Below are 18153 nucleotides of genomic sequence, written 5' to 3' on the forward strand. Positions count from 1 at the left end.
ATCACTACATCAACATCTTAAAATTAACGAATATTTATCGCCTAATAAAAATTAATTAAGATTCTCCGTATAGGCGTACTGAAGTAAGTCGTTATACTTAATACGAAACCCAGTTCCATGATCATGAGTTTTCCCAAGATTTTTCCCAAAGTGGTAAACACCTAATCGTAAATCTACAATCAATTTTTGATCTTCTAAGGCTGCTAACAATTGTTCCAAAGAAAGCGCGTAGATGATTTTAATGTTGTCGTAAGAATAGTATTTGATTTTATTGTAGACTTTAGTAGAAGAATTGATGACAGCTAAAGTTTTCAATTTGTTGTTAAGGGATTTTTTTAAAATATCATAGGACCATTCAGCAATGAAGTCATCTTTTATTAACTCTCTAGAGTGCGTATAAACACGTAATATTAATGATTCTCTTTCCGGATCATTAACAATCATAAAGTAGCGATTTGATTTTGCATTAAACTGCATTTTTGAAGTTACAGAAGTATGTAAAATTTTTTGGTCACTATTGATATCCTTGTATCCGTAACGCTCTCTTAACAAAGTATTTACTCCCCTTGGGACATTGGGAGATTTAGTAAACAAAGTTATGTAGCTATTTTCTGCTTGATCGTGCGCTTTAAGTTCAATTTGATGGAAATCTGGTAAAGGCAAGTTATCCTCTTTTTTTCCCAAAAGATCTTCAAATGTTTTACCAATACCAGTTGGCCCATTTCTATGACTTTTGTACCAAACCTTTCCATCTCCAAAATCAAATTCAGTTGGTTGAGAATTAATAGTATTTAGCTTTTCTTGGAGTAAATAGACATTGTTTTCCATATTTTATATTACCTCTTTTGATTGATATTTTTTGATAAACTCTTCATAGTCTGTTTGGGTTGCATATCTTCTCACTTTTTTAAAAGACGAAAAATTATTAAGCGGCGGAGTTAGTTGATCCAATTCAACATTAAATAACTTTGATAACTTCCATAAATGGAAAACATTATAATGTGCGCTAAAACGATTAGAATTTACATGTTTGATAAATGTCTCGGAAACGCCTAGGTAACTAGCCACTTGTTCATGGGTTATTCCTTTTTTCTGCTCAAGTAAGCTAACACTTTCACTTATAAAATTATTGAAATCTTTTAAATCTTGCAAAACATCTTTACCTCTTTCCTATTTACTAGTACAATAATAAGTGTATTTTAATGGGCGAAAGTGTATCTATAAGTACACTTTCGCCCATAGAAAGAATGGGGCTTAAATTTGGCAACTACTGACATAAAAATAATCAATGAGCTTAAAAAACAAATTGAATCTAAAACCGATTTCCTAGATTTCAAATCCGAGAACACGAATTATGCGACTCATAATTACCATGACTACCCAGCAACTATGATTCCTCAATTACCAAAACTTTTTATAGAGTCAGTTAAAAAATTTCAAAATATAAGCTCTATCTATGACCCATTTGTTGGTTCTGGAACCACATTAGTCGAATCAAGACTACATGGAATTGACTCAGTTGGTGTGGACCTTAATCCATTAGCCATTTTAATGGCTAATGTAAAAACTACCCTGATAGATAATCAATTACTTGAAAACGAAAAAACAAGCCTATTTCTAAACATTAAAAAAGAAAAATCACTTTTTTTAGAGGGAAAAAGTGAACTCAATCTTCCAAATTTTAAAAATATTAATTATTGGTTCAAAAATTATGTAATTATTGATTTACAAATTATCAAAAATCAGATTTTAAAAATTAAAGATAATGAAATAAAGAACTTTTTCTTAGTGGCATTTAGTGTTACTACTCGGTTTGTCTCAAATACACGCAATAATGAATTTAAAATGTATCGCATTAGCCCTGACAAATTAGGTGATTGGCACCCTGATGTTTTTGAGAAGTTTAAAATGATTACTGAACGAAATATAAAATATAATCGTAATTCTCCTAATATGTCTGGAAATGTAAAAACAATTTGGGGCTCTTCTGCTCATACTCCAGAGATCAAAAATAATTCTTTTGATATGTTAATTACATCTCCACCATATGGTGACTCAAAAACAACAGTTGCGTACGGTCAATTTTCGAGGACTAGTTTACAATGGTTAGATCTCAATGAATTACCTGCAAATATAGTTCCAAAACTAGATAGTACTTTACTTGGTGGAAAGTTGAAAACTAAAGAGTTAATTCAAACGAAATCCCCAAAATTGAACCAGTTACTATCAGAGATAGCAGCCATCGACCCTAAACGTGCATTAGAAGTATCTCAGTTTTATCAGGATCTCTTTTCCACCTTAAAAGAAATAAAACGAGTTATGAAGCCTAATTCATACCAGTTTTGGGTTACTGCTAACAGAACTGTAAAGGGCATTAATTTAACAACAAATGATATTATAACGGAGCTTTATGATAGTTTAGGTGTCAAAAAAATAGCCCAATTTGATAGAAATATACCCAATAAAAGGATGCCTTCAAAAAATAGCCCAACTAACGTTAAAGGAAAAGTCGTATCTACTATGACAAAAGAAAATATAGTCATTTATAAAAAGCTATGAGATATAACAGTGATATATTGTTCAGTATTCAACCCAGATATATAAAAATGATCTTAGACGGAAGAAAAACATTAGAATACAGAAATAAATATTGGAAAGTTCCTTACCCTAATTGGTTTTATGTTTATGAAAGTAAACCCATCTCAAAACTAAAATATGTTCTACTCCTAGATCACCCATATAAAATGGGTGAAGTAATACCCTATACTTCTTATGGGACAGACAGTTTTAATAATTGCAGTATGCATAGAAACTATGCTTATCCGATCAAAGAAATATTTGAGATCAATCCCCCTATAGATTTAGCAACTCTTAGAACAATCGGAATTACTCCGCCACAAAATTATTTATATGTAAGTAAAAACCAACAACTGGTTACTTTATTAACAAATAGAGATTTTGCTTGCTTTGAACAATTAAACTTATTTAACAATTTTTAATAAGTCTAAGAACTTGATAATTTAGAAAGCCATTGATAGTGGATCAAAAACGGCCAATAGGGTATACGCTAGTGGCCGTTTTAAATTTCGTGATGTAATTAGATTTATAGAGACCCATTAGGATTCTCCAAATTAGACCCTGTAACAGAGTATAATAGGAGAGCAACAGCGACACAGCTTAACAGTTATGCCTCATAACTTGTATTTGCACTCAGCGGTTTCACAAACGCGTGAAATTGATCATAACGATGAAGAAGACGTAGCAAGAACGCTACGTTTCTCAACTTGAGATTCAAATATTCAGCTATCATTCGCATTTATCGTCAATTCACTTCTATTGGTGATGGGAGTTGCCGTATTTAAGTCCGGCGCTGTCCAAGATCCATCATTCTTTGGTCTATTCTATGCGTTGAATGATACTTCAACTTTGAGTAACGGAATTTTGATTGGAGTTGCCAAAACTGGGGCACTTGCGACATTATTTGCGGTAGCTTTGTTGGCTTCTGGTCAAAATTTAACCATCACGGGAACGTTAACCGGCCAAGTTATCATGGAAGGGTTCATTCACATGCGAATGCCACTTTGGGCACGGCGCTTGATTACCCGTTTGATTTCAGTTGTACCAGTTTTGATTTGTGTCATGATTACCAGTGGTAAAGGTGATCTTCAAGAACACGAAGCCCTAAATCAGTTGATGAATAACTTTCAAGTATTTTTTGCTTTTGCATTACCATTCTCAATGATTCCATTGTTGATGATGACGGATAGTCGCATTGAAATGGGTGATCGATTTAAGAATAGTTGGGCGGTCAAAATTTTAGGTTGGATTTCGGTTATTTTCCTAACCTACCTCAATATGACTGGTTTACCAAATTCAATTACGGCCTTCTTTGGAGCTAATCCAAGTGCTGGTGAAGTAGAGCTGGCGCACATAATTGTCTATATTCTAGTGGCAGTAGTTCTATCACTCCTAACTCCTAGCTTGGACAGTCTTTGAACTCCATAAAGGTAACCAACGTTACGAATTGGAAATGCAAAGTAAAGCAGAAGCTAAGGAGGAAGCATAATGACCTTTGATGTTAAGAGAATATTAGTTGGTGTAGATGATTCGGAAGATGCCGTTTTAGCCTTTGATTATGCAATTAATCTGGCCAAAAAATCGGGTTCTGAATTGGTAATCGTATCAGTTTTGGGAAGTGACGAAATGAATGTTTTTCAAGCACTAGATAAGGACTTTATTCATGGAGAACGGGCCGAACTTGAACAACATATCTTAAAATATCAGAAAAAGGCTCAGGATGCGGGAGTCCAAAATGTAAAGTGCGTCGTTACGGAAGGCGATCCGGGCGAGACCATTGTGGAAGAAGTTATTCCAGCTGTCCAACCCGATTTGTTAGTGGTTGGCGCAGAGTCTAAAAAAGGGTTAGCACGACATTTTGGTAGCCAAGCAGCCTACATGGCGAAGTATGCTCCCATCACGGTAACTGTGGTTCGATAATATAAAAAATGATCAACGCTTTGATTGCATTGAAGTGAACCCTTAAAGTTGGACAAATATATTAAGCTGCTTTCTGAACGGCGAGTTTCCGGTATTGTACTGGAGACTTGCCGTTCAGTTTTATTTTGATACGACGTTGATTGTAGAAATCAATCCAGTTAGTCATAGCTTGAACTAGTGATGCTTGATCTTCAAAATGCTCGTCCATAACTTCGGCTTTCATGATGTGGAAAAATGATTCTACTACGGCATTGTCTAAACAGGTCGCCTTACGGGACATGCTTTGAAAGACCCGATGATTTTTTAGAGTCTGCTGCCAATTATAATGCTGATATTGGAAACCTTGATCCGTATGAACAGTGGTTCGATACTTGAGCTTTGGTAGACGATCGAGAGCTTCTTTCAATGGCTTGACCGCAAACTCCACTGTTGGGTGGTTACTGATATTAAATGCTAAAACTTCTCCCGAAAACAGGTCCAGAATTGGCTCTAGATAAACACGTTCACTCTGGCTCATGCTACCATATCTGAATTCACTAACATCCGCGACTAGTTTTTGATAGGGACGATCCGTCATAAAACGACGATTCAGACGGTTTGGAGAAATTTTCCCAACCGTTCCCTGATATGAGTTATATTTACGTTTTTGACGATTAAAAGCCTGGCACAGCCAGTCATGGTCATGCATGATGCGTAATACGCGTTTGTGGTTGACCTTGAACCCTAATTCACCTAGTGCATTAGTCAGTCGACGATAACCATATTTCTTGGTATATTTTGGATCCTGCTGACGGATTTCATCAATCGCTTGAATGAGTTGATCGTCATCAAATACGCGTCCAGAATGAGTCTGCGCATAATAATATGTGCTACGCGGAATCTTAACCACTTTGAGAACTAGTTTAATTGAAACCTGAAATTCCTGCCTTAACTCAGCTACTAGTGCCGTGAGTTCTCTTGTGTGGATTTTTTCCGTGCTAAGGCATCGAGTTTTTTTAAGAAGCTGTTCTCAATTCTTAACATTTCATTTTCTTTTTCTAGCTGTTTTAACTTAGCTTTGTCATCTTTAGAAGCTGGGGCTGACTGGTTCTTAGCTCGTTTGTTTTTATGCTTTGTCATTGCTTTTGGGTTTCCTCGTTTTCGCTCAAGACCCTCAATTCCCAGTTTCTTAAAGCGTCGTGCCCATTGCCAAATTGTACTAGGCGATGATAGGTTGAAATGTAAGGCAGTTACTGGAAGTGAGGCGTGATTTTGTTCCTTCCAGTTTAATACATCGATTTTGAAGTGACTAGAATAATCTTGATCCATGGAACGATGCTTCAAACCATCAAGTCCATACCTTTGGAACAGATGAACCCAGTTCAAAACAATAGCATCATTACTAACACCGTATTCCTTTGCTAGAGAAGTGCTGCTTTTACCGGTCAGGTACTCAGTGACCACCTTTGTACGAAACTCGAAAGTGAATTTAGACATAGTAAAACCCCCAAGGTTGAATTTGTTGTCCAACCTTGGGGGTTCACTTCACGTTGGTCCATTTTATTTTGAGTTAAATTATTTAGGTACCATAACTTGAACGAAGCCTTGCTCTACGCCCAGTTTGATGGGGAGTTGGTCACTAGGATCACCATCAATTCGAGTTTCAACCTTCAAGTGTGAATCAACGGCAGAAATTTCAACTTCCTGAGCGGTAAGTTGATCAACATCTTTGATATCCCGAAAACGTCCAGTTAAGAAATAACTTAGGTATCCTAAAAGACGCATGAATGAAAAATGTTTCAGGATAACTAAGTGAATTTTTCCATCTGCTGGAGATGCAGATGTATCAAAATTAGTAAAACCACCCACTGAGTTGGTAGTGGTTGCTAATAGGAAGCGCGTGCGATAGACATGGTCGCCATCTGCAGTACTAACTTTAATTTGGTAAGATTTCTTAGCAATTAACTGGCGAATTCCTTTACTCAAATAAATTAAAGGTCCCCATTTTTTCTTTTCATCTTGTCCGACATGGCGGGCCATATCAGCAAGGGTTCCAAGTGTAAGGCTACTAATGATGGCACGGTCTTCAGTATGGGCCAAATCCACAGCGAGGAGATGACCATTAAGAATGGTATCAAAAGCGGCTTCTTCATCTTGAGGAATTTCGAGTGCTTTAGCAAAATTATTGACGGTACCACCAGGAATAATTCCCACTTTGACTGATTTTTTAGCCTTAAGGAAGGCTGAAAACACGGTATTAATGGAGCCATCTCCGCCAATCGTAATAACTGTATCCAGTTGATCAATATGATCAACTACATAATCGAGCGCTTCTTGACGACTAGACGTGGCCTTTAAGGTGGTTGATCGCTTCAATCGTTCAGCCGCTTGCTGAAAACGTTCAGCGATGGATTTATTATCATTTTTTCCAGCATCTTCATTATAAATAACGGTATATTTAGGCATCAGAGCCTCCTTGTTGAGCTAAATTTTTTTGTAAAGTGGTAGATTGTAAAATTAATCCGAACGCTGTTCGGACAAAAAAGATCAGCTTCCTTTAAAATGGTGTTTACCACAAACCCATTTTTTAGGAGCTGATCTTTTGTCTAGTATAACCTATTCTGAACGAATTAAAATTGAAACCTTTTGTGAGCTAGGACTGACCAATATCCAAATGGCTGAGCGGTTAAAACGATCTCCGTCTACGATTTCTTATGAATTATCTCGTTGTCAACCTTATCAAGCTGAATTAGCACAGGCCAACGCTGAATATAAACGGGCGCATTGTGGCCGAAAAACTAAACTGAATGCCAAATTAAAGCAAACCATTCTAAACCATTTACGTCTAAGCTGGTCACCGGAAGTGATTGCGCATGAGCTTAAACTAGCCACTAAATCTATTTATAATTGGCTATATCAGGGGAAAATTGAATTCTCCTTGAGTGAACTACCTGAACATGGGCTACGCCAACGGCGTAACCTTGACCAACGTTCTAAATATAATCAATCATTAGGGCGTTCAATTGAACAACGACCAATTGTGATTAACCAACGTAACCGCATCGGTGATTTTGAAATAGATACAGTGGTTGGCCCTCGTGGACATAGCAAGGCTGCTTTATTAACGCTAATTGATCGCAAATCACGTTTTCTTTGGGCTTACCGATTAAAAGATCGGACAGCGGCGACTGTTAATGAAGCCCTAACTATGTTTCTAACAACTTTTAAGGGACCGGTACACACCTTTACTGTCGATCGTGGAACGGAGTTTAGCAATCTAGTGTCATTTGAACCACAATACGGTATTCAGACCTATTACTGCCATGCTTACACGCCCGCTGAACGCGGCAGTAATGAACGATTCAATCGGAACTTACGTTATTTTTACCCTAAGGGGACTTGTTTTGAGCACATTAGTGCTCAAGATTTAACAACGACGTTACTCGAAATTAACCAACGCCCCCTTAAAGTACTTAACTGGCAAACACCTTACCAAGTGATGCTGACTAATTTGTCAAAAAATTCGGATTAAATTTGCAATCTACCAAGTATCTAAAAATAATCGATTTAAATTGGGTAAATTTCGATTTTTACTCCAAATGAGTGTGTTCGCTTCTGACATGTCAGGATTAAGCGGGCGGGCGAAAACCGCTTGCTGGTGAAACGTCCACAAGTTGATCATATAAAAGTGCAATTGCTGCTCTCGTTTTGACTAGTAAACTACCATTAAAAGCCAAATTGAAAGTTCCCACAAAATTAAGTTGATCATAAAGGGTGTTACTCCATTTTTGGAATAAACCGTGTTTGTAAGCCTGACGTGAAGTAATTAAAGGACGACCGACTAGATCAATTGGTCGGATTTTTTCCTGTTGGGCGAGCGGTTCATCTGCTCGCATGATGGCGCACCAATGATTTTTAGCTGGTAAAACCAAAGTGTTGTAATTATTAAGAGGGCGATTTCCCATAATAATGCCAAATTCTAAAATGCCTGCATCGAGGTCAGCTAAGATGGGTTCCGCATCCGCACTCCGAAGATTAACACGAACATCGGGGTATTGACGCATGATTTGCTGGGCCGCCTCCATGACTGGCATAATCCCCACACTTTCTCCTGCTCCAATGTCGAGCGTCCCACTAACTACATCTTGTTTTTGTAAGTTATAAGTAGTTTTATCAACTAAACCAATAATTTGTAGCGCCCGTTCTAAACAGTTGTGGCTTCTTTTATTTATTATGGCAAATTACAAGTTTAATCCGAACAAGCCCGGAATCTTTCAATGGCAGTCTGTTGATGATGTATTTTTAATGGTCGTTGATTAATTAGTTCAAGTGCTGCTAGGATCTCATCAGTCGTTACTTGGCTAAAATTGGTCTTTTTCGGGAAGAACCAGCGTAACCGTCTATTAAAATATTCATTGGAACCTCGCTCCCATGGTGAATATGGATGGCAAAAATAAACTTTGATCTGATAATCCTGTTCTAAGGCCTGATAATTGGCAAACTCTTTACCATGATCAACAGTAATGGATTTTACTTGGGGACCGAAGGCCCCCATAAACTTGCCAAAGGCGGTGTTTAGAGCCTTAGCCGTTCTATTAGGGGCTTTGATGGCCCATAGAAGTCGGGTCTTACGTTCTACGAATGTAACCAGACATGATCGTGACTCACTTCGACTAGAAAGCACCGTATCTACTTCCCAATGACCAAAAGCTAACCGTTGATTAACAGTTGTTGGCCGTTGTTCGATGGAAGTCCCACTTGTAAATTTCCCACGATTTTCGCTCACTCGGTGCTGGCGGACATTCCGATTGGGTAGATCAGTCAATTTGAAGGGGAGCCAGCCACGATTAAGCCAATTATAAATTGACGCAGTGCTCAGGTTATAAGCGGCCGCAATGGTTTCTGGTGACCAGGTTAATCGTAAGTGATTGGTAATTAAAGTCGCTAATGCTGCCGTCAGCATCGAACGACGACCGCAATTCCGCCTTTTGCGATCTGCATCTTGCTGAGCTAATTCTGGATCATAAGGTTTAACCCGGTCCAACTCATAGCTAATCGTAGCTTTGGCGACGCCTAAGGCGTCAGCCATTACTTGGTAAGATTTATTCCCCTCATTGACCAGTTGTGCTAGTGCGCCACGTTGAAAACGTGATAAAGTAGATGTACCCAAAGTAATCACTCCCTATATTGGTTGGAATTAGCTACTACCATTGTAAGTGATTGCTTTGGGCTTTTTAATTTCTGTTCGGATTAATTATAGAGTTTGCCTTATCTATAACTGAAATAACATAATTTATGTTCATAAACCATCTGACCATGAGAGGTGGATAGATGTTCATCATCTGTTCATCCAAAATGACGAACGTGTGCTCAGACACCGCTTATTTAACAGCTATACCAACCGATTTTTAATATTAATCACTGTCTGCACCGCTACACCGGTTTCAGCCGCAATCGCTCGATAGCTAATTGGGGCACCGGTTGCTTTATTGCTTAACTGGTCAACGATACGACGGTAGATAAACCGTTTTTGTGGGTTAGGTGCGTCTGCGGCGTAAGCGGGCCGCGTCCCCCGATACTTCCCATTGGCTTTGGCGATTTCAATTCCTTGACGCTGGCGCTCACGAATTTTCTTCCGTTCCGTTTGGGCCATATAAGCTAGCAGCTTGGTTAACAGGTCAAACATAAATTTATCCATATCTGAATCGCCAGTGCGCATCGACAGAAATGGCGCATCTAAGACTTCCATTTTAACTTGTTTGTCCCTGATCTGCTTGATGATATCACTGGCATCATCATAGTTACGACTCAAACGATCCAAGGACGCAATGACCAGCGTATCGCCCTGTCGAACATACGCAATGGCTGCTTGTAATTCTGGTCGATTTTCGGTTGATTTTCCCGATTGCTTTTCTTCGAATATTTTTTCACAATTAGCTTTTTTAAGTGCTTTGATTTGACGCGCTAAATTCTGATCAGTTGAACTAACGCGGGCATACCCAATTTTCATCACTACTTCTCCTCTCGGAATTTGACCCTACATTATCGGCAACAGATTAGACACTCAAATTAGACGTTTTTAACAGATTCAAGAATCGCTTACCATGCCCGATAGAATCTCATTTTTTTCCTATATTCTTAGTATAACGTTTATTGTCCATTTAGAGTACACCCTACGACAACGCACCGATGGAGCGCTGGTGGAATGAATTTAAGTTGCGGTGGATGGAGCGACACGCAATGGCTAAGACATATCAAGAACTCGAGAAACTTGTGGAAGAAGGTGTTGAGTACTTCAATCGCCACAATCGCTCGGCACAAAGAAACGGCCTCACTCCTGATGAATACTGGAGTAAAGCCGTTTAGGAACAGACAAAAACTTTATACTATTTCATCTGTCAACTTGACTGGATGTAAGCTAGTTCCTGAGACAACTTTTAAGAGAGGGTATAATAAGTCAATCGTCTCTTAAAAGAAAGGAATTTTTACATGCCAACTCATTATGATAAAGAATTCAAACAGAATATTATCAATCTCTATAAACAAGGTGAATCCGCTGCTCAACTTGCCAGAGAATATGGCATTGGCTATTCCACTGTTCATAAGTGGGTCCAAGCCCAAACTCAAAACAAGTCAGGTAAGACTCCTGATGAGATTAAAGCAATGGAGAAACGCTTAACTGCTTTATCCGAGGAGATCGAAATCTTAAAAAAAGCCCTCGGCTTCCTTGCGCAGAGATAACCGATATCTTTGATTATATCCAACAAGAAAGCCAAAATTACCAGGTAACTAAGATGTGCCGAGTCCTCGGGGTTTCAAGAGCGCATTACTATCGCTATAAAGCCCACAAGCTCTCAAAAAGAAGTCTGGAAGACAAAGATCTGAAATAGCGGATCTTCCGCATCTTCGTTGAATTCAAACAAAGATACGGCGTCATGAAGATTCACTATGAATTAAGTAAGGAACTTCAACCTCTGCAGCGCCGCTGCAGTCCTCGTTGAGTCTCTCGGCTCATGAAGGAGATGGATATTCACTCGATTGCCATCAAGAAGTGGAAGGCCACCTCTTCCTCCAAACAAGCGATTCAACAGCGTCCCAATCTGCTTAAGCAGGATTTCTCCACCACTGGCTTAAATCAGAAATGGACAACTGATATTACTTATATTCAGACTAAGCGTGATGGTTGGTGTTACTTATCAACCATCATGGATCTGCACTCCCGTCGGATTATCGGGTATTCCTTTTCTAAAAAAAATGGCTACCAAGCTGATCATAAAGACACTTGAAAGTGCCGTTCAGAATCGGACAATTACTGAAGACCTCATCATTCACAGTGACCTGGGTACGCAGTACACCAGCGATGAATATAACAAACGCTTAAATGAACTACATATCCGCCACTCGTACATCCGTAAGGGTTGCCCGTATGACAACGCCCCAATGGAATCTTTCCATGCTTCACTCAAAAAGGAATGCGTTTACCCAATTCCAGTTTTTGAACATTATGAAGCGGTAGCTTCAGTCCTCTTTGAATATGTCCATTCCTTTTATAATAGGAAAAGAATTCATAGTTCACTCAGCTACCAGACCCCCTTGCAGGGGTTCTGGTGCAAAGTTTACTCAGGGAGAGTGCATCCTGTATCATGAATTGAAACTGGAGGTTTTCAGATGACTGATCATTTTAAAGGACGGCAATTCAATCAATCAGTGATTACTTTTGCCGTAGCCTACTACTTGCGTTACAACATCAGTTATCGAGATCTAGTTGAAATGATGCGCGACCGTGGTATTTTCGTGCATCACACAACCCTCATGCGTTGGGTACAACATTACTCACCGATTATGCGGGCTCTATGGCGTAAGCGCCATCGGCGCACTTCCAAAAGTTGGCGTATGGATGAGACCTATATCAAGATCAAAGGTCAATGGAATTACCTCTACCGTGCCATTGATGATCAAGGTCTTACGCTTGATTTTCAACTGCGCAAGAAGCGTGACTTTAACTCGGCCTATCGTTTTCTCAAACGCCTTTTAAAGACCTATGGTCTTCCACATCGATTAGTGACTGATCAGTACGGAGCGACCCTAAAGGCAATTAAAAAGCTTACTAGGGAAGGCTATCTGCACAAAGGTGTGCATCAGTGCTCCAAATATCGCAATAATCTGATTGAGCAAGATCACCGTTTTATTAAGCGGCAACAAGTTCGTTCCGCAAGTTATCAGAGCACTCGGACAGCAGCTAGGACATTATACGGCATTGAAACCATGCATGCGATACACAAAGAAAGCCGAAAGAAGCTAGGCCTCTTCGGCTTTTCAGCGTATCAAGAAGTCGACCAATTGTTAGCGGCATAGGCTACAACCACTAAACACAGTCACTTTGATCTACGCTTAATTTCAACTTTGCACCAGAACCCTTTTTACATTTCTGATGTTTAACAGGTCGATTTTTTGACCATCTTTAAGTATAATCTGCGTTTCATAATAACCTGCTATATGACCAACCACAGCTGGTTGCAAGTGTCCATCACTAGCGTTACTGTACAGCTGCAATCGTACAGCATAATTATTGGCGAAGGCAGACTGCAATATTTGACCAATCTCTGCCGGTGTCATAATTGTTTTGGGTTGAATGACTTCAGCTCTTTTTTTTGCCTGTTTATTCAGTTGAGCTGTGTGATCACTAAGATAGTAGCCTTGCCATTTAAGCATGCCGCGATCGACGTAGTCATGGTGAAAGAACTCCTTTACTAAATCTGGGTCATAGGGTTCTTCATTACTCATAAGCGTTACCTCCGTTATGACCACCAACCAGTGACGCACGGTTGATTGCAGTGCCGCCCTTGATTGCGCTGCGTGCGAAAACAAGTGAAGTGAAGCCAAACTTCTGACGTACTTTATCCACTACGCGTTCAAAGTCAGCATTGCGTACCTGGTCTTCAGGCTGTTTGAACAAGTCTAGTTGCTGCACATTAGAAGGCGCAAAACGTGCTGTGTACACCGAGACGTTGCGAATGATTTCACCCTGCCATTGTTCACGGAACATGCTAATTAGAGAGGCTACAATGGGTTTATTGTCATTAGTCGGATCAATGCGTAATTGTTGATGGAAACCGCCGCGACCAGTGGCTTCGCTGGCAGCGTAGGAGAAGCCGATACCTAGTGATAGACTGGCCGTTGTTTTGTGATGACTGCGTAAACGTGCGGCGACCTGTTCACCAATCTCTTTGATCACAGTTTCAATTTCATATTGCTTGCTGTAATCACGTGGTAGGACTTGTGAGTTACCAATGCTGGATGACTTTACCGGTACACGTTTACTGACTTGCGTTCGGTCTACGCCCCAGGATAACGCAAACAGCTGAGATCCAATAACTCCCAGCTCAGCTTTTAGTTTGTACGGACTGTAATGTGCCAGCTCGTACATATTGTGAATGCCAAGCCGGTTAAGGTGCTTAGCCGTTCGATCAGCAATGCTCCAAACATCGGTTAATTTTTGAATAGTCCAAATTTTGTCAGGGACATTTTGATAGTTGATTATGCCGATTAGACTGGGCTGATGCTTGGCGTACACGTCTAAGGCAATCTTAGCCTGAACTGGGTTTTCACCAATTCCAACAGTTACATATAAACCTAGTTCCTCGTGCACGGTGCGTTGGATTTTTTTGGCGACATCTAGCGGTGTTTTTCCGAATAACCGCCATGAATGAGTCATATCAAGAATGGATTCATCGATTGAGTATGGCCATAAGTCTTCATCGGCAACAAAACGCCTGAAGATATCGTTAATTTGTAAGTTACGTTTGATGTATAGGTTCATGCGCGGCGGCACCACAATCAAAGCTTCATCTTGGGGCAAATCACGTTGGCGAGATACGTTGGCTTTGAGCCCGTATCGTTTTTTTGCTTCAGGAGAAGTTGCTAAGATTAGACCGCCATTGGTGTTTTCTTGTTCACTCATGACTACCATGTTGACAGTCAGCGGGTTGTATCCACGTAGAGAAGCCTCTACGCTGCAGTAAAAGGACTTATTATCCACTAAAAAATATACGCCGTGCGGTTCAACGTCATAGTCGTAGTCCATAATACAGTCCCCTTCCTACAAATTAATTAATGCGGGCGTAATCTTCATAGGTTTTGACCACGTATTTGCGTCCGCTATGCTCAATCCAGTCTTCAAAATCAGACTGCAGTCTCGTTTGAAGATCTGGGCGATCGGCATAATAACGAAAAAGTGGCAAGCTTTGCATTGTAAAATGTGCACCTGGTGGGCAACACAATAATTGTGCTAACCAGCGTTGATCTGTTGTTGTTAATTGCATAATATCCTCTAAAAGACGTGGTATAAACGCATTCTGAGCACACGTTGAATTTATTTGGTGGGTAACTTTACTTGTGCGTTAGATTTCTTAGATGACACTGCTTCTGGCTTATCAGGATTGGGTTCTAAATCAAAATGTGCCATTACGCGGTCGTAAAGTTGCTGTTCAATATCGGAGTGTTGTCGTAACCAATCCACACCGTTTTTAACACCTTGACCAATGTGCTCATGATCATATGAATACCAAGCGCCTGATTTTTCAATGTAGTCGAGATCTACGGCGTGTTGAAAAATATCAGCCGTGCGAGAAATTCCTTCACCATATAACATTTGAACTTCAGCAGTTCTGAATGGTGGGAAAACTTTGTTTTTAACGACTTTGATTTTTGTCATGTTGCCATAGACGGGGTGTTCTTTATCAGATGAGTCTTTTAATTGCTCGGCTTTACGGACATCCAGACGAATAGTTGAATAGAACTTTAATGCTCGTCCGCCGGGTGTTGTTTCTGGATTACCAAACATGACACCGACTTTTTCACGGATCTGATTAATGAAGATGATTGTTGTATTGGTTTTGTTCAACGTTCCGGCCAGTTTACGTAGTGCTTGTGACATAAGACGGGCCTGTAGTCCAACATGAGCATCGCCCATTTCACCTTCAATTTCAGCTCGCGGTACTAGGGCAGCAACTGAATCTACAACGATGAGACTTATTGCGCCTGAGCCAACAAGTTCATCGGTGATTTGCAAACCTTGTTCACCGCTGTCGGGTTGTGATAGTAATAAATCATCTACGTTAACGTTTAGTTTGCGGGCGTATGAGACGTCCAAGGCATTCTCGGCATCAATGTAGGCGACCATGCCACCAGCTTTTTGAACGGCTGCTACGGCATGTAAGGCAAGAGTCGTTTTACCTGAAGATTCGGGGCCAAAAATTTCGACCACCCTTCCCTTGGGGAAACCGCCACCAGTTATCAGATCTACTGATAGGACACCGGAACTATTTCGTTCAATGTTTGAGTTGGCACTATCACTCATTTTGATAACGGCCGTGTCACCAAAGCTTTTTTTGATTTTAGTTAGTGCTTTATCTAGTGAAGTTGCACGCCCTTTTGCGTCATCTAAACTGATGAACACGGGCTGCTCCAGAACTGCTGACTTAGATTTTGCCATTGCTGTTCCTCCTAAAACACGAACATATGTTTTGAACAACGAAAGTATATCACAGAATTAAGAACCTGTGTTCCCTAAAAATATAAAAATAAAATCCACTAATATACTCGTATACTGGTGGATTAATGGATAAGCGGAAAAGTATACTAATCCACTAAATCGAAATATAACCACATAGACTTCAAAACTATTCGGTTAGAACATAGTTGGCTGAAGTTTATCAAAAATGCATTAATGGAAAAGTGTACTAGTATACTTTTCCATTAATGCATTTTTGGTTTATCTATTTTGAATTTAGTATACAAGTGGACAAGTACATTAGTATACTTGTCCACTTGTATACTAAAAAGGACACCTGATGGCGTCCTTACTGATTTACTTAGCATCTTTAGTGCGCTGCATAGTATCAAAAATCTCACGTTCGCGAGCTGACATCTGATTAGTCTTGTAATCTTCAATTGCTTCATTAACGAGTTCGTACATTTTAATGTCCTTAATGTAAGCAATTGTTTTCAGCGTTTCATAAACTGGTGGATCAACACGCAAGCTCTTGCGTTGGGAGGCTGAATACTCGTTGACTTTCTTAGCAGGGGAGGGCGTTGTATTCTGATTAGCTAAGCGATCTGTATTGACTCGTTTATCAACATCAACGTTGAAGGCATCGGCATCTTTTTTAATCAAGGCCATGTGGATCCAGCTCCTTTCCTAACTTGGTTAGTCGATTTCCGTGCATGTATTGAGCAGAATACTGATAATCTTCTGGAATATCACCAGTCGTTTCAAAGAGATGAATCCGTTCTTTTAACTCACAGAAAAGATCAGAGAAAATAGAGAACATGCGATTGTCATGCCAATCATCAAACTGAACACCGTATTCACCGTAGTTTTCCAAACGCTGATGATTTTTGATAATCTGATCAAAGATGTATTGCTGACCAAAGTATTCCGTCGTTTTATCCACGATCTTTTGTTCTACCGGATGACTCCGGTCCAAGAGGACCAGCAGGACACCTGCTACCTGGATATCGATTTCATCGTGGAAGTCATTATACAAAGTTTGCAGGTACGTACTGGTAAGATCTTTAGATCCTTCAAAAGCGAAACGTTTTGTTTCTTGGACGACGATAACGTAGTTTGTGGCCACCATAATGTTATCGACTTTGATATCGGTTGCCGGTGGCGTGTCGATGAAAACGTAGTCGTATTGGTCTTTGATTTTATCCAAAAGTTCTTTGAAGTAAAAAGTCCGTTTGTGCACACCTTTAACATGATCGGCCAACCAGGTGCTCCAATTACGAAAGTCTTTATCACCGGCAATTGCATCCAGGTTATCGGTAAGGTGAACGATGCCTTCGCTGAGATCTCGATCTTCAAGACAGCGAGTAATCGATGCTGGCCATTCTGATCGGTTAAAGGTTAGACCGAGCATGAATGTGCTGTTGGCTTGCAGGTCCATATCTATATGTAAAACTTTCTTTTTGAACACGCTGGCTACAGTAATAGCGAACATGACATTGTTGGTCGTTTTGCCAACGCCACCTTTTTGGTTACTTAGGGCAATTACGTAAGTCATAAAATCCCTCCTCGTAAGTACACAAGTATACTTGTGTACTTTTGCTATGACTTGAGTTTAACACTCCCCTACCCTTTGTCAACATAAAATAGCAAAAGTATACTTTTATGTAAAAGGCATAATATCAACACATTATAAAGTATACTTTTCCACTAATATACTAATGGAAAAGTATATTAGTGCCTTAGTACAATAGTGGATTAGTCGATTAGTATACGAGTGGATAAGTACACAAGTATACTAATCTCAACAAAAGTATACTTGTGTGAAAAGGTGTTTACAACAAGGATATAAAGTTGTATTCTCATGGTGTAAAAGAAATCACTGATTGTTTTAAGAGCAAAAAGAAAACCGACTTCCTTAGAAGTCGGTGTATGAGCACTTAAGAGTACCCAACAGCTAAATTATCGTTTCGGTCTTCAAGTTTGGCGACAAGAATAGTCCGAAACTTTTCAATAGTCATTGTAATTCGATTGATATAAACTGTCAATTCATTTGCTGAGAACTATATTTCTCAGCTGAAGTTGTTCTTTACTTTTTTTTGATGGCGATGTACATTGACTGTAATTTAATATCATTAAAAAATTTAGTGAGCACTTTCGGAGTATCC

At 39.6% G+C, this 18153-nt stretch carries 23 protein-coding genes and 1 pseudogene; 10 read left to right on the forward strand and 14 right to left on the reverse strand.

What is annotated here, in order from left to right; all coding sequences use genetic code 11:
• Positions 1–51: 51 nt before the first annotated feature.
• Entirely contained in the window at positions 52–828 is a 777-nt protein-coding gene (locus ABUE36_RS14490; RefSeq protein WP_421017500.1) for an MvaI/BcnI family restriction endonuclease, read from the reverse strand.
• Positions 829–831: 3 nt separating this feature from the next.
• Entirely contained in the window at positions 832–1152 is a 321-nt protein-coding gene (locus tag ABUE36_RS14495; RefSeq protein ID WP_148127383.1) for a helix-turn-helix domain-containing protein, read from the reverse strand.
• Positions 1153–1260: 108 nt separating this feature from the next.
• Here ABUE36_RS14495 and ABUE36_RS14500 point away from each other — a divergent pair, with 108 nt between their 5' ends.
• From ABUE36_RS14500 to ABUE36_RS14515, 4 genes and pseudogenes are all read left to right on the forward strand, one after another.
• Positions 1261–2559, forward strand: a complete 1299-nt coding sequence (locus ABUE36_RS14500) for a hypothetical protein (protein WP_421017501.1) — start codon at positions 1261–1263, stop codon at positions 2557–2559.
• Between the two features lie 47 nt (positions 2560–2606).
• Positions 2607–2999: a hypothetical protein gene (locus ABUE36_RS14505; RefSeq protein WP_224272215.1), complete on the forward strand. Its 393-nt coding sequence runs from the start codon at positions 2607–2609 to the stop codon at positions 2997–2999.
• A gap of 181 nt (positions 3000–3180) precedes the next feature.
• A pseudogene (locus tag ABUE36_RS14510) lies at positions 3181–4066 on the forward strand (divalent metal cation transporter); the annotation flags it as partial.
• A complete protein-coding gene (locus ABUE36_RS14515; protein ID WP_421017502.1) occupies positions 4066–4497 on the forward strand; it encodes a universal stress protein in 432 nt (143 codons plus the stop codon). The pseudogene ABUE36_RS14510 and the gene ABUE36_RS14515, both read left to right, overlap by 1 nt.
• 61 nt (positions 4498–4558) lie before the next feature.
• Here ABUE36_RS14515 and ABUE36_RS14520 read toward each other — a convergent pair whose 3' ends face one another.
• The 3 genes from ABUE36_RS14520 to ABUE36_RS14530 form a co-directional block, all read right to left on the reverse strand.
• A complete protein-coding gene (locus ABUE36_RS14520) occupies positions 4559–5464 on the reverse strand; it encodes an IS3 family transposase (protein ID WP_225439169.1) in 906 nt (301 codons plus the stop codon).
• Positions 5437–5973 (reverse strand): helix-turn-helix domain-containing protein, encoded by a 537-nt coding sequence (locus ABUE36_RS14525; protein ID WP_225439154.1) that lies wholly within the window; start codon positions 5971–5973, stop codon positions 5437–5439. Before ABUE36_RS14525 ends, ABUE36_RS14520 begins: the two co-directional genes overlap by 28 nt.
• 78 nt (positions 5974–6051) lie before the next feature.
• Entirely contained in the window at positions 6052–6942 is an 891-nt protein-coding gene (locus tag ABUE36_RS14530) for a diacylglycerol/lipid kinase family protein (protein WP_421017503.1), read from the reverse strand.
• Between the two features lie 136 nt (positions 6943–7078).
• Between ABUE36_RS14530 and ABUE36_RS14535 the strand changes: the two genes are divergently transcribed.
• A complete protein-coding gene (locus tag ABUE36_RS14535) occupies positions 7079–8008 on the forward strand; it encodes an IS30 family transposase (protein ID WP_216769602.1) in 930 nt (309 codons plus the stop codon).
• A 97-nt stretch (positions 8009–8105) separates the two neighbouring features.
• On the opposite strand, the gene ABUE36_RS14540 is transcribed toward ABUE36_RS14535, so the two are convergent.
• From ABUE36_RS14540 to ABUE36_RS14550, 3 genes are all read right to left on the reverse strand, one after another.
• A complete protein-coding gene (locus tag ABUE36_RS14540) occupies positions 8106–8561 on the reverse strand; it encodes a LysR substrate-binding domain-containing protein (RefSeq protein WP_421017504.1) in 456 nt (151 codons plus the stop codon).
• A gap of 164 nt (positions 8562–8725) precedes the next feature.
• The gene (locus ABUE36_RS14545) at positions 8726–9646 is read right to left on the reverse strand and encodes an IS30-like element ISLsa1 family transposase (RefSeq protein ID WP_011373852.1); all 921 of its coding nucleotides are present in this window, start codon (positions 9644–9646) and stop codon (positions 8726–8728) included.
• A gap of 222 nt (positions 9647–9868) precedes the next feature.
• On the reverse strand, positions 9869–10486 hold the full coding sequence (locus tag ABUE36_RS14550; RefSeq protein ID WP_421017554.1) for a recombinase family protein: 618 nt from the start codon (positions 10484–10486) through the stop codon (positions 9869–9871).
• Positions 10487–10716: 230 nt separating this feature from the next.
• On the opposite strand from ABUE36_RS14550, the gene ABUE36_RS14555 reads away from it, so the two are divergent.
• The 5 genes from ABUE36_RS14555 to ABUE36_RS14575 all read left to right on the forward strand — a co-directional run bounded on the left by ABUE36_RS14555 (position 10717) and on the right by ABUE36_RS14575 (position 12831).
• Positions 10717–10842, forward strand: a complete 126-nt coding sequence (locus ABUE36_RS14555; RefSeq protein WP_421017505.1) for a hypothetical protein — start codon at positions 10717–10719, stop codon at positions 10840–10842.
• Between the two features lie 123 nt (positions 10843–10965).
• The gene (locus ABUE36_RS14560; RefSeq protein ID WP_025376395.1) at positions 10966–11217 is read left to right on the forward strand and encodes an IS3 family transposase; all 252 of its coding nucleotides are present in this window, start codon (positions 10966–10968) and stop codon (positions 11215–11217) included.
• A gap of 272 nt (positions 11218–11489) precedes the next feature.
• Complete coding sequence (locus tag ABUE36_RS14565) at positions 11490–11762, forward strand: DDE-type integrase/transposase/recombinase (protein ID WP_421017506.1); 273 nt, start codon at positions 11490–11492, stop codon at positions 11760–11762.
• A complete protein-coding gene (locus tag ABUE36_RS14570) occupies positions 11731–12123 on the forward strand; it encodes an integrase core domain-containing protein (protein WP_421017507.1) in 393 nt (130 codons plus the stop codon). The genes ABUE36_RS14565 and ABUE36_RS14570 overlap by 32 nt, the downstream gene beginning before the upstream one ends.
• A 21-nt stretch (positions 12124–12144) precedes the next feature.
• Positions 12145–12831: an IS6 family transposase gene (locus ABUE36_RS14575; protein WP_421017508.1), complete on the forward strand. Its 687-nt coding sequence runs from the start codon at positions 12145–12147 to the stop codon at positions 12829–12831.
• A gap of 42 nt (positions 12832–12873) precedes the next feature.
• Here the strand turns inward: ABUE36_RS14575 and ABUE36_RS14580 are convergent, their stop codons facing one another.
• The 6 genes from ABUE36_RS14580 to prgP all read right to left on the reverse strand — a co-directional run bounded on the left by ABUE36_RS14580 (position 12874) and on the right by prgP (position 17543).
• Entirely contained in the window at positions 12874–13260 is a 387-nt protein-coding gene (locus ABUE36_RS14580; protein WP_421017509.1) for a hypothetical protein, read from the reverse strand.
• On the reverse strand, positions 13253–14560 hold the full coding sequence (locus ABUE36_RS14585; protein ID WP_421017510.1) for a Y-family DNA polymerase: 1308 nt from the start codon (positions 14558–14560) through the stop codon (positions 13253–13255). Before ABUE36_RS14585 ends, ABUE36_RS14580 begins: the two co-directional genes overlap by 8 nt.
• Before the next feature lie 22 nt (positions 14561–14582).
• A complete protein-coding gene (locus ABUE36_RS14590; RefSeq protein ID WP_017262350.1) occupies positions 14583–14798 on the reverse strand; it encodes a hypothetical protein in 216 nt (71 codons plus the stop codon).
• A gap of 50 nt (positions 14799–14848) precedes the next feature.
• On the reverse strand, positions 14849–15970 hold the full coding sequence (gene recA / locus ABUE36_RS14595; RefSeq protein WP_421017511.1) for a recombinase RecA: 1122 nt from the start codon (positions 15968–15970) through the stop codon (positions 14849–14851).
• A 375-nt stretch (positions 15971–16345) separates the two neighbouring features.
• A complete protein-coding gene (locus tag ABUE36_RS14600; protein WP_017262352.1) occupies positions 16346–16657 on the reverse strand; it encodes a hypothetical protein in 312 nt (103 codons plus the stop codon).
• Positions 16644–17543, reverse strand: a complete 900-nt coding sequence (gene prgP, locus ABUE36_RS14605) for a ParA superfamily DNA segregation protein PrgP (RefSeq protein ID WP_017262353.1) — start codon at positions 17541–17543, stop codon at positions 16644–16646. The genes ABUE36_RS14600 and prgP overlap by 14 nt, the downstream gene beginning before the upstream one ends.
• Between the last annotated feature and the right edge of the window lie 610 nt (positions 17544–18153).

Source organism: Furfurilactobacillus cerevisiae, assembly GCF_048961765.1.
GTDB classification, from domain to species: domain Bacteria; phylum Bacillota; class Bacilli; order Lactobacillales; family Lactobacillaceae; genus Furfurilactobacillus; species Furfurilactobacillus milii_A.

Bases quoted from the DNA above. Each gene is read 5' to 3' on its own strand.
- ABUE36_RS14570 (WP_421017507.1), top strand. From the start codon at position 11,731: ATGGCTACCAAGCTGATCATAAAGACACTTGAAAGTGCCGTTCAGAAT.
- ABUE36_RS14580 (WP_421017509.1), bottom strand. From the start codon at position 13,260: ATGAGTAATGAAGAACCCTATGACCCAGATTTAGTAAAGGAGTTCTTT.
- ABUE36_RS14515 (WP_421017502.1), top strand. From the start codon at position 4,066: ATGACCTTTGATGTTAAGAGAATATTAGTTGGTGTAGATGATTCGGAA.
- ABUE36_RS14575 (WP_421017508.1), top strand. From the start codon at position 12,145: ATGACTGATCATTTTAAAGGACGGCAATTCAATCAATCAGTGATTACT.
- ABUE36_RS14540 (WP_421017504.1), bottom strand. From the start codon at position 8,561: ATGGAGGCGGCCCAGCAAATCATGCGTCAATACCCCGATGTTCGTGTT.
- ABUE36_RS14585 (WP_421017510.1), bottom strand. From the start codon at position 14,560: ATGGACTACGACTATGACGTTGAACCGCACGGCGTATATTTTTTAGTG.
- ABUE36_RS14555 (WP_421017505.1), top strand. From the start codon at position 10,717: ATGGCTAAGACATATCAAGAACTCGAGAAACTTGTGGAAGAAGGTGTT.
- ABUE36_RS14600 (WP_017262352.1), bottom strand. From the start codon at position 16,657: ATGGCCTTGATTAAAAAAGATGCCGATGCCTTCAACGTTGATGTTGAT.
- ABUE36_RS14490 (WP_421017500.1), bottom strand. From the start codon at position 828: ATGGAAAACAATGTCTATTTACTCCAAGAAAAGCTAAATACTATTAAT.
- ABUE36_RS14560 (WP_025376395.1), top strand. From the start codon at position 10,966: ATGCCAACTCATTATGATAAAGAATTCAAACAGAATATTATCAATCTC.
- ABUE36_RS14550 (WP_421017554.1), bottom strand. From the start codon at position 10,486: ATGAAAATTGGGTATGCCCGCGTTAGTTCAACTGATCAGAATTTAGCG.
- ABUE36_RS14590 (WP_017262350.1), bottom strand. From the start codon at position 14,798: ATGCAATTAACAACAACAGATCAACGCTGGTTAGCACAATTATTGTGT.
- ABUE36_RS14505 (WP_224272215.1), top strand. From the start codon at position 2,607: ATGATCTTAGACGGAAGAAAAACATTAGAATACAGAAATAAATATTGG.
- ABUE36_RS14565 (WP_421017506.1), top strand. From the start codon at position 11,490: ATGAAGGAGATGGATATTCACTCGATTGCCATCAAGAAGTGGAAGGCC.
- recA (WP_421017511.1), bottom strand. From the start codon at position 15,970: ATGGCAAAATCTAAGTCAGCAGTTCTGGAGCAGCCCGTGTTCATCAGT.
- prgP (WP_017262353.1), bottom strand. From the start codon at position 17,543: ATGACTTACGTAATTGCCCTAAGTAACCAAAAAGGTGGCGTTGGCAAA.
- ABUE36_RS14530 (WP_421017503.1), bottom strand. From the start codon at position 6,942: ATGCCTAAATATACCGTTATTTATAATGAAGATGCTGGAAAAAATGAT.
- ABUE36_RS14525 (WP_225439154.1), bottom strand. From the start codon at position 5,973: ATGTCTAAATTCACTTTCGAGTTTCGTACAAAGGTGGTCACTGAGTAC.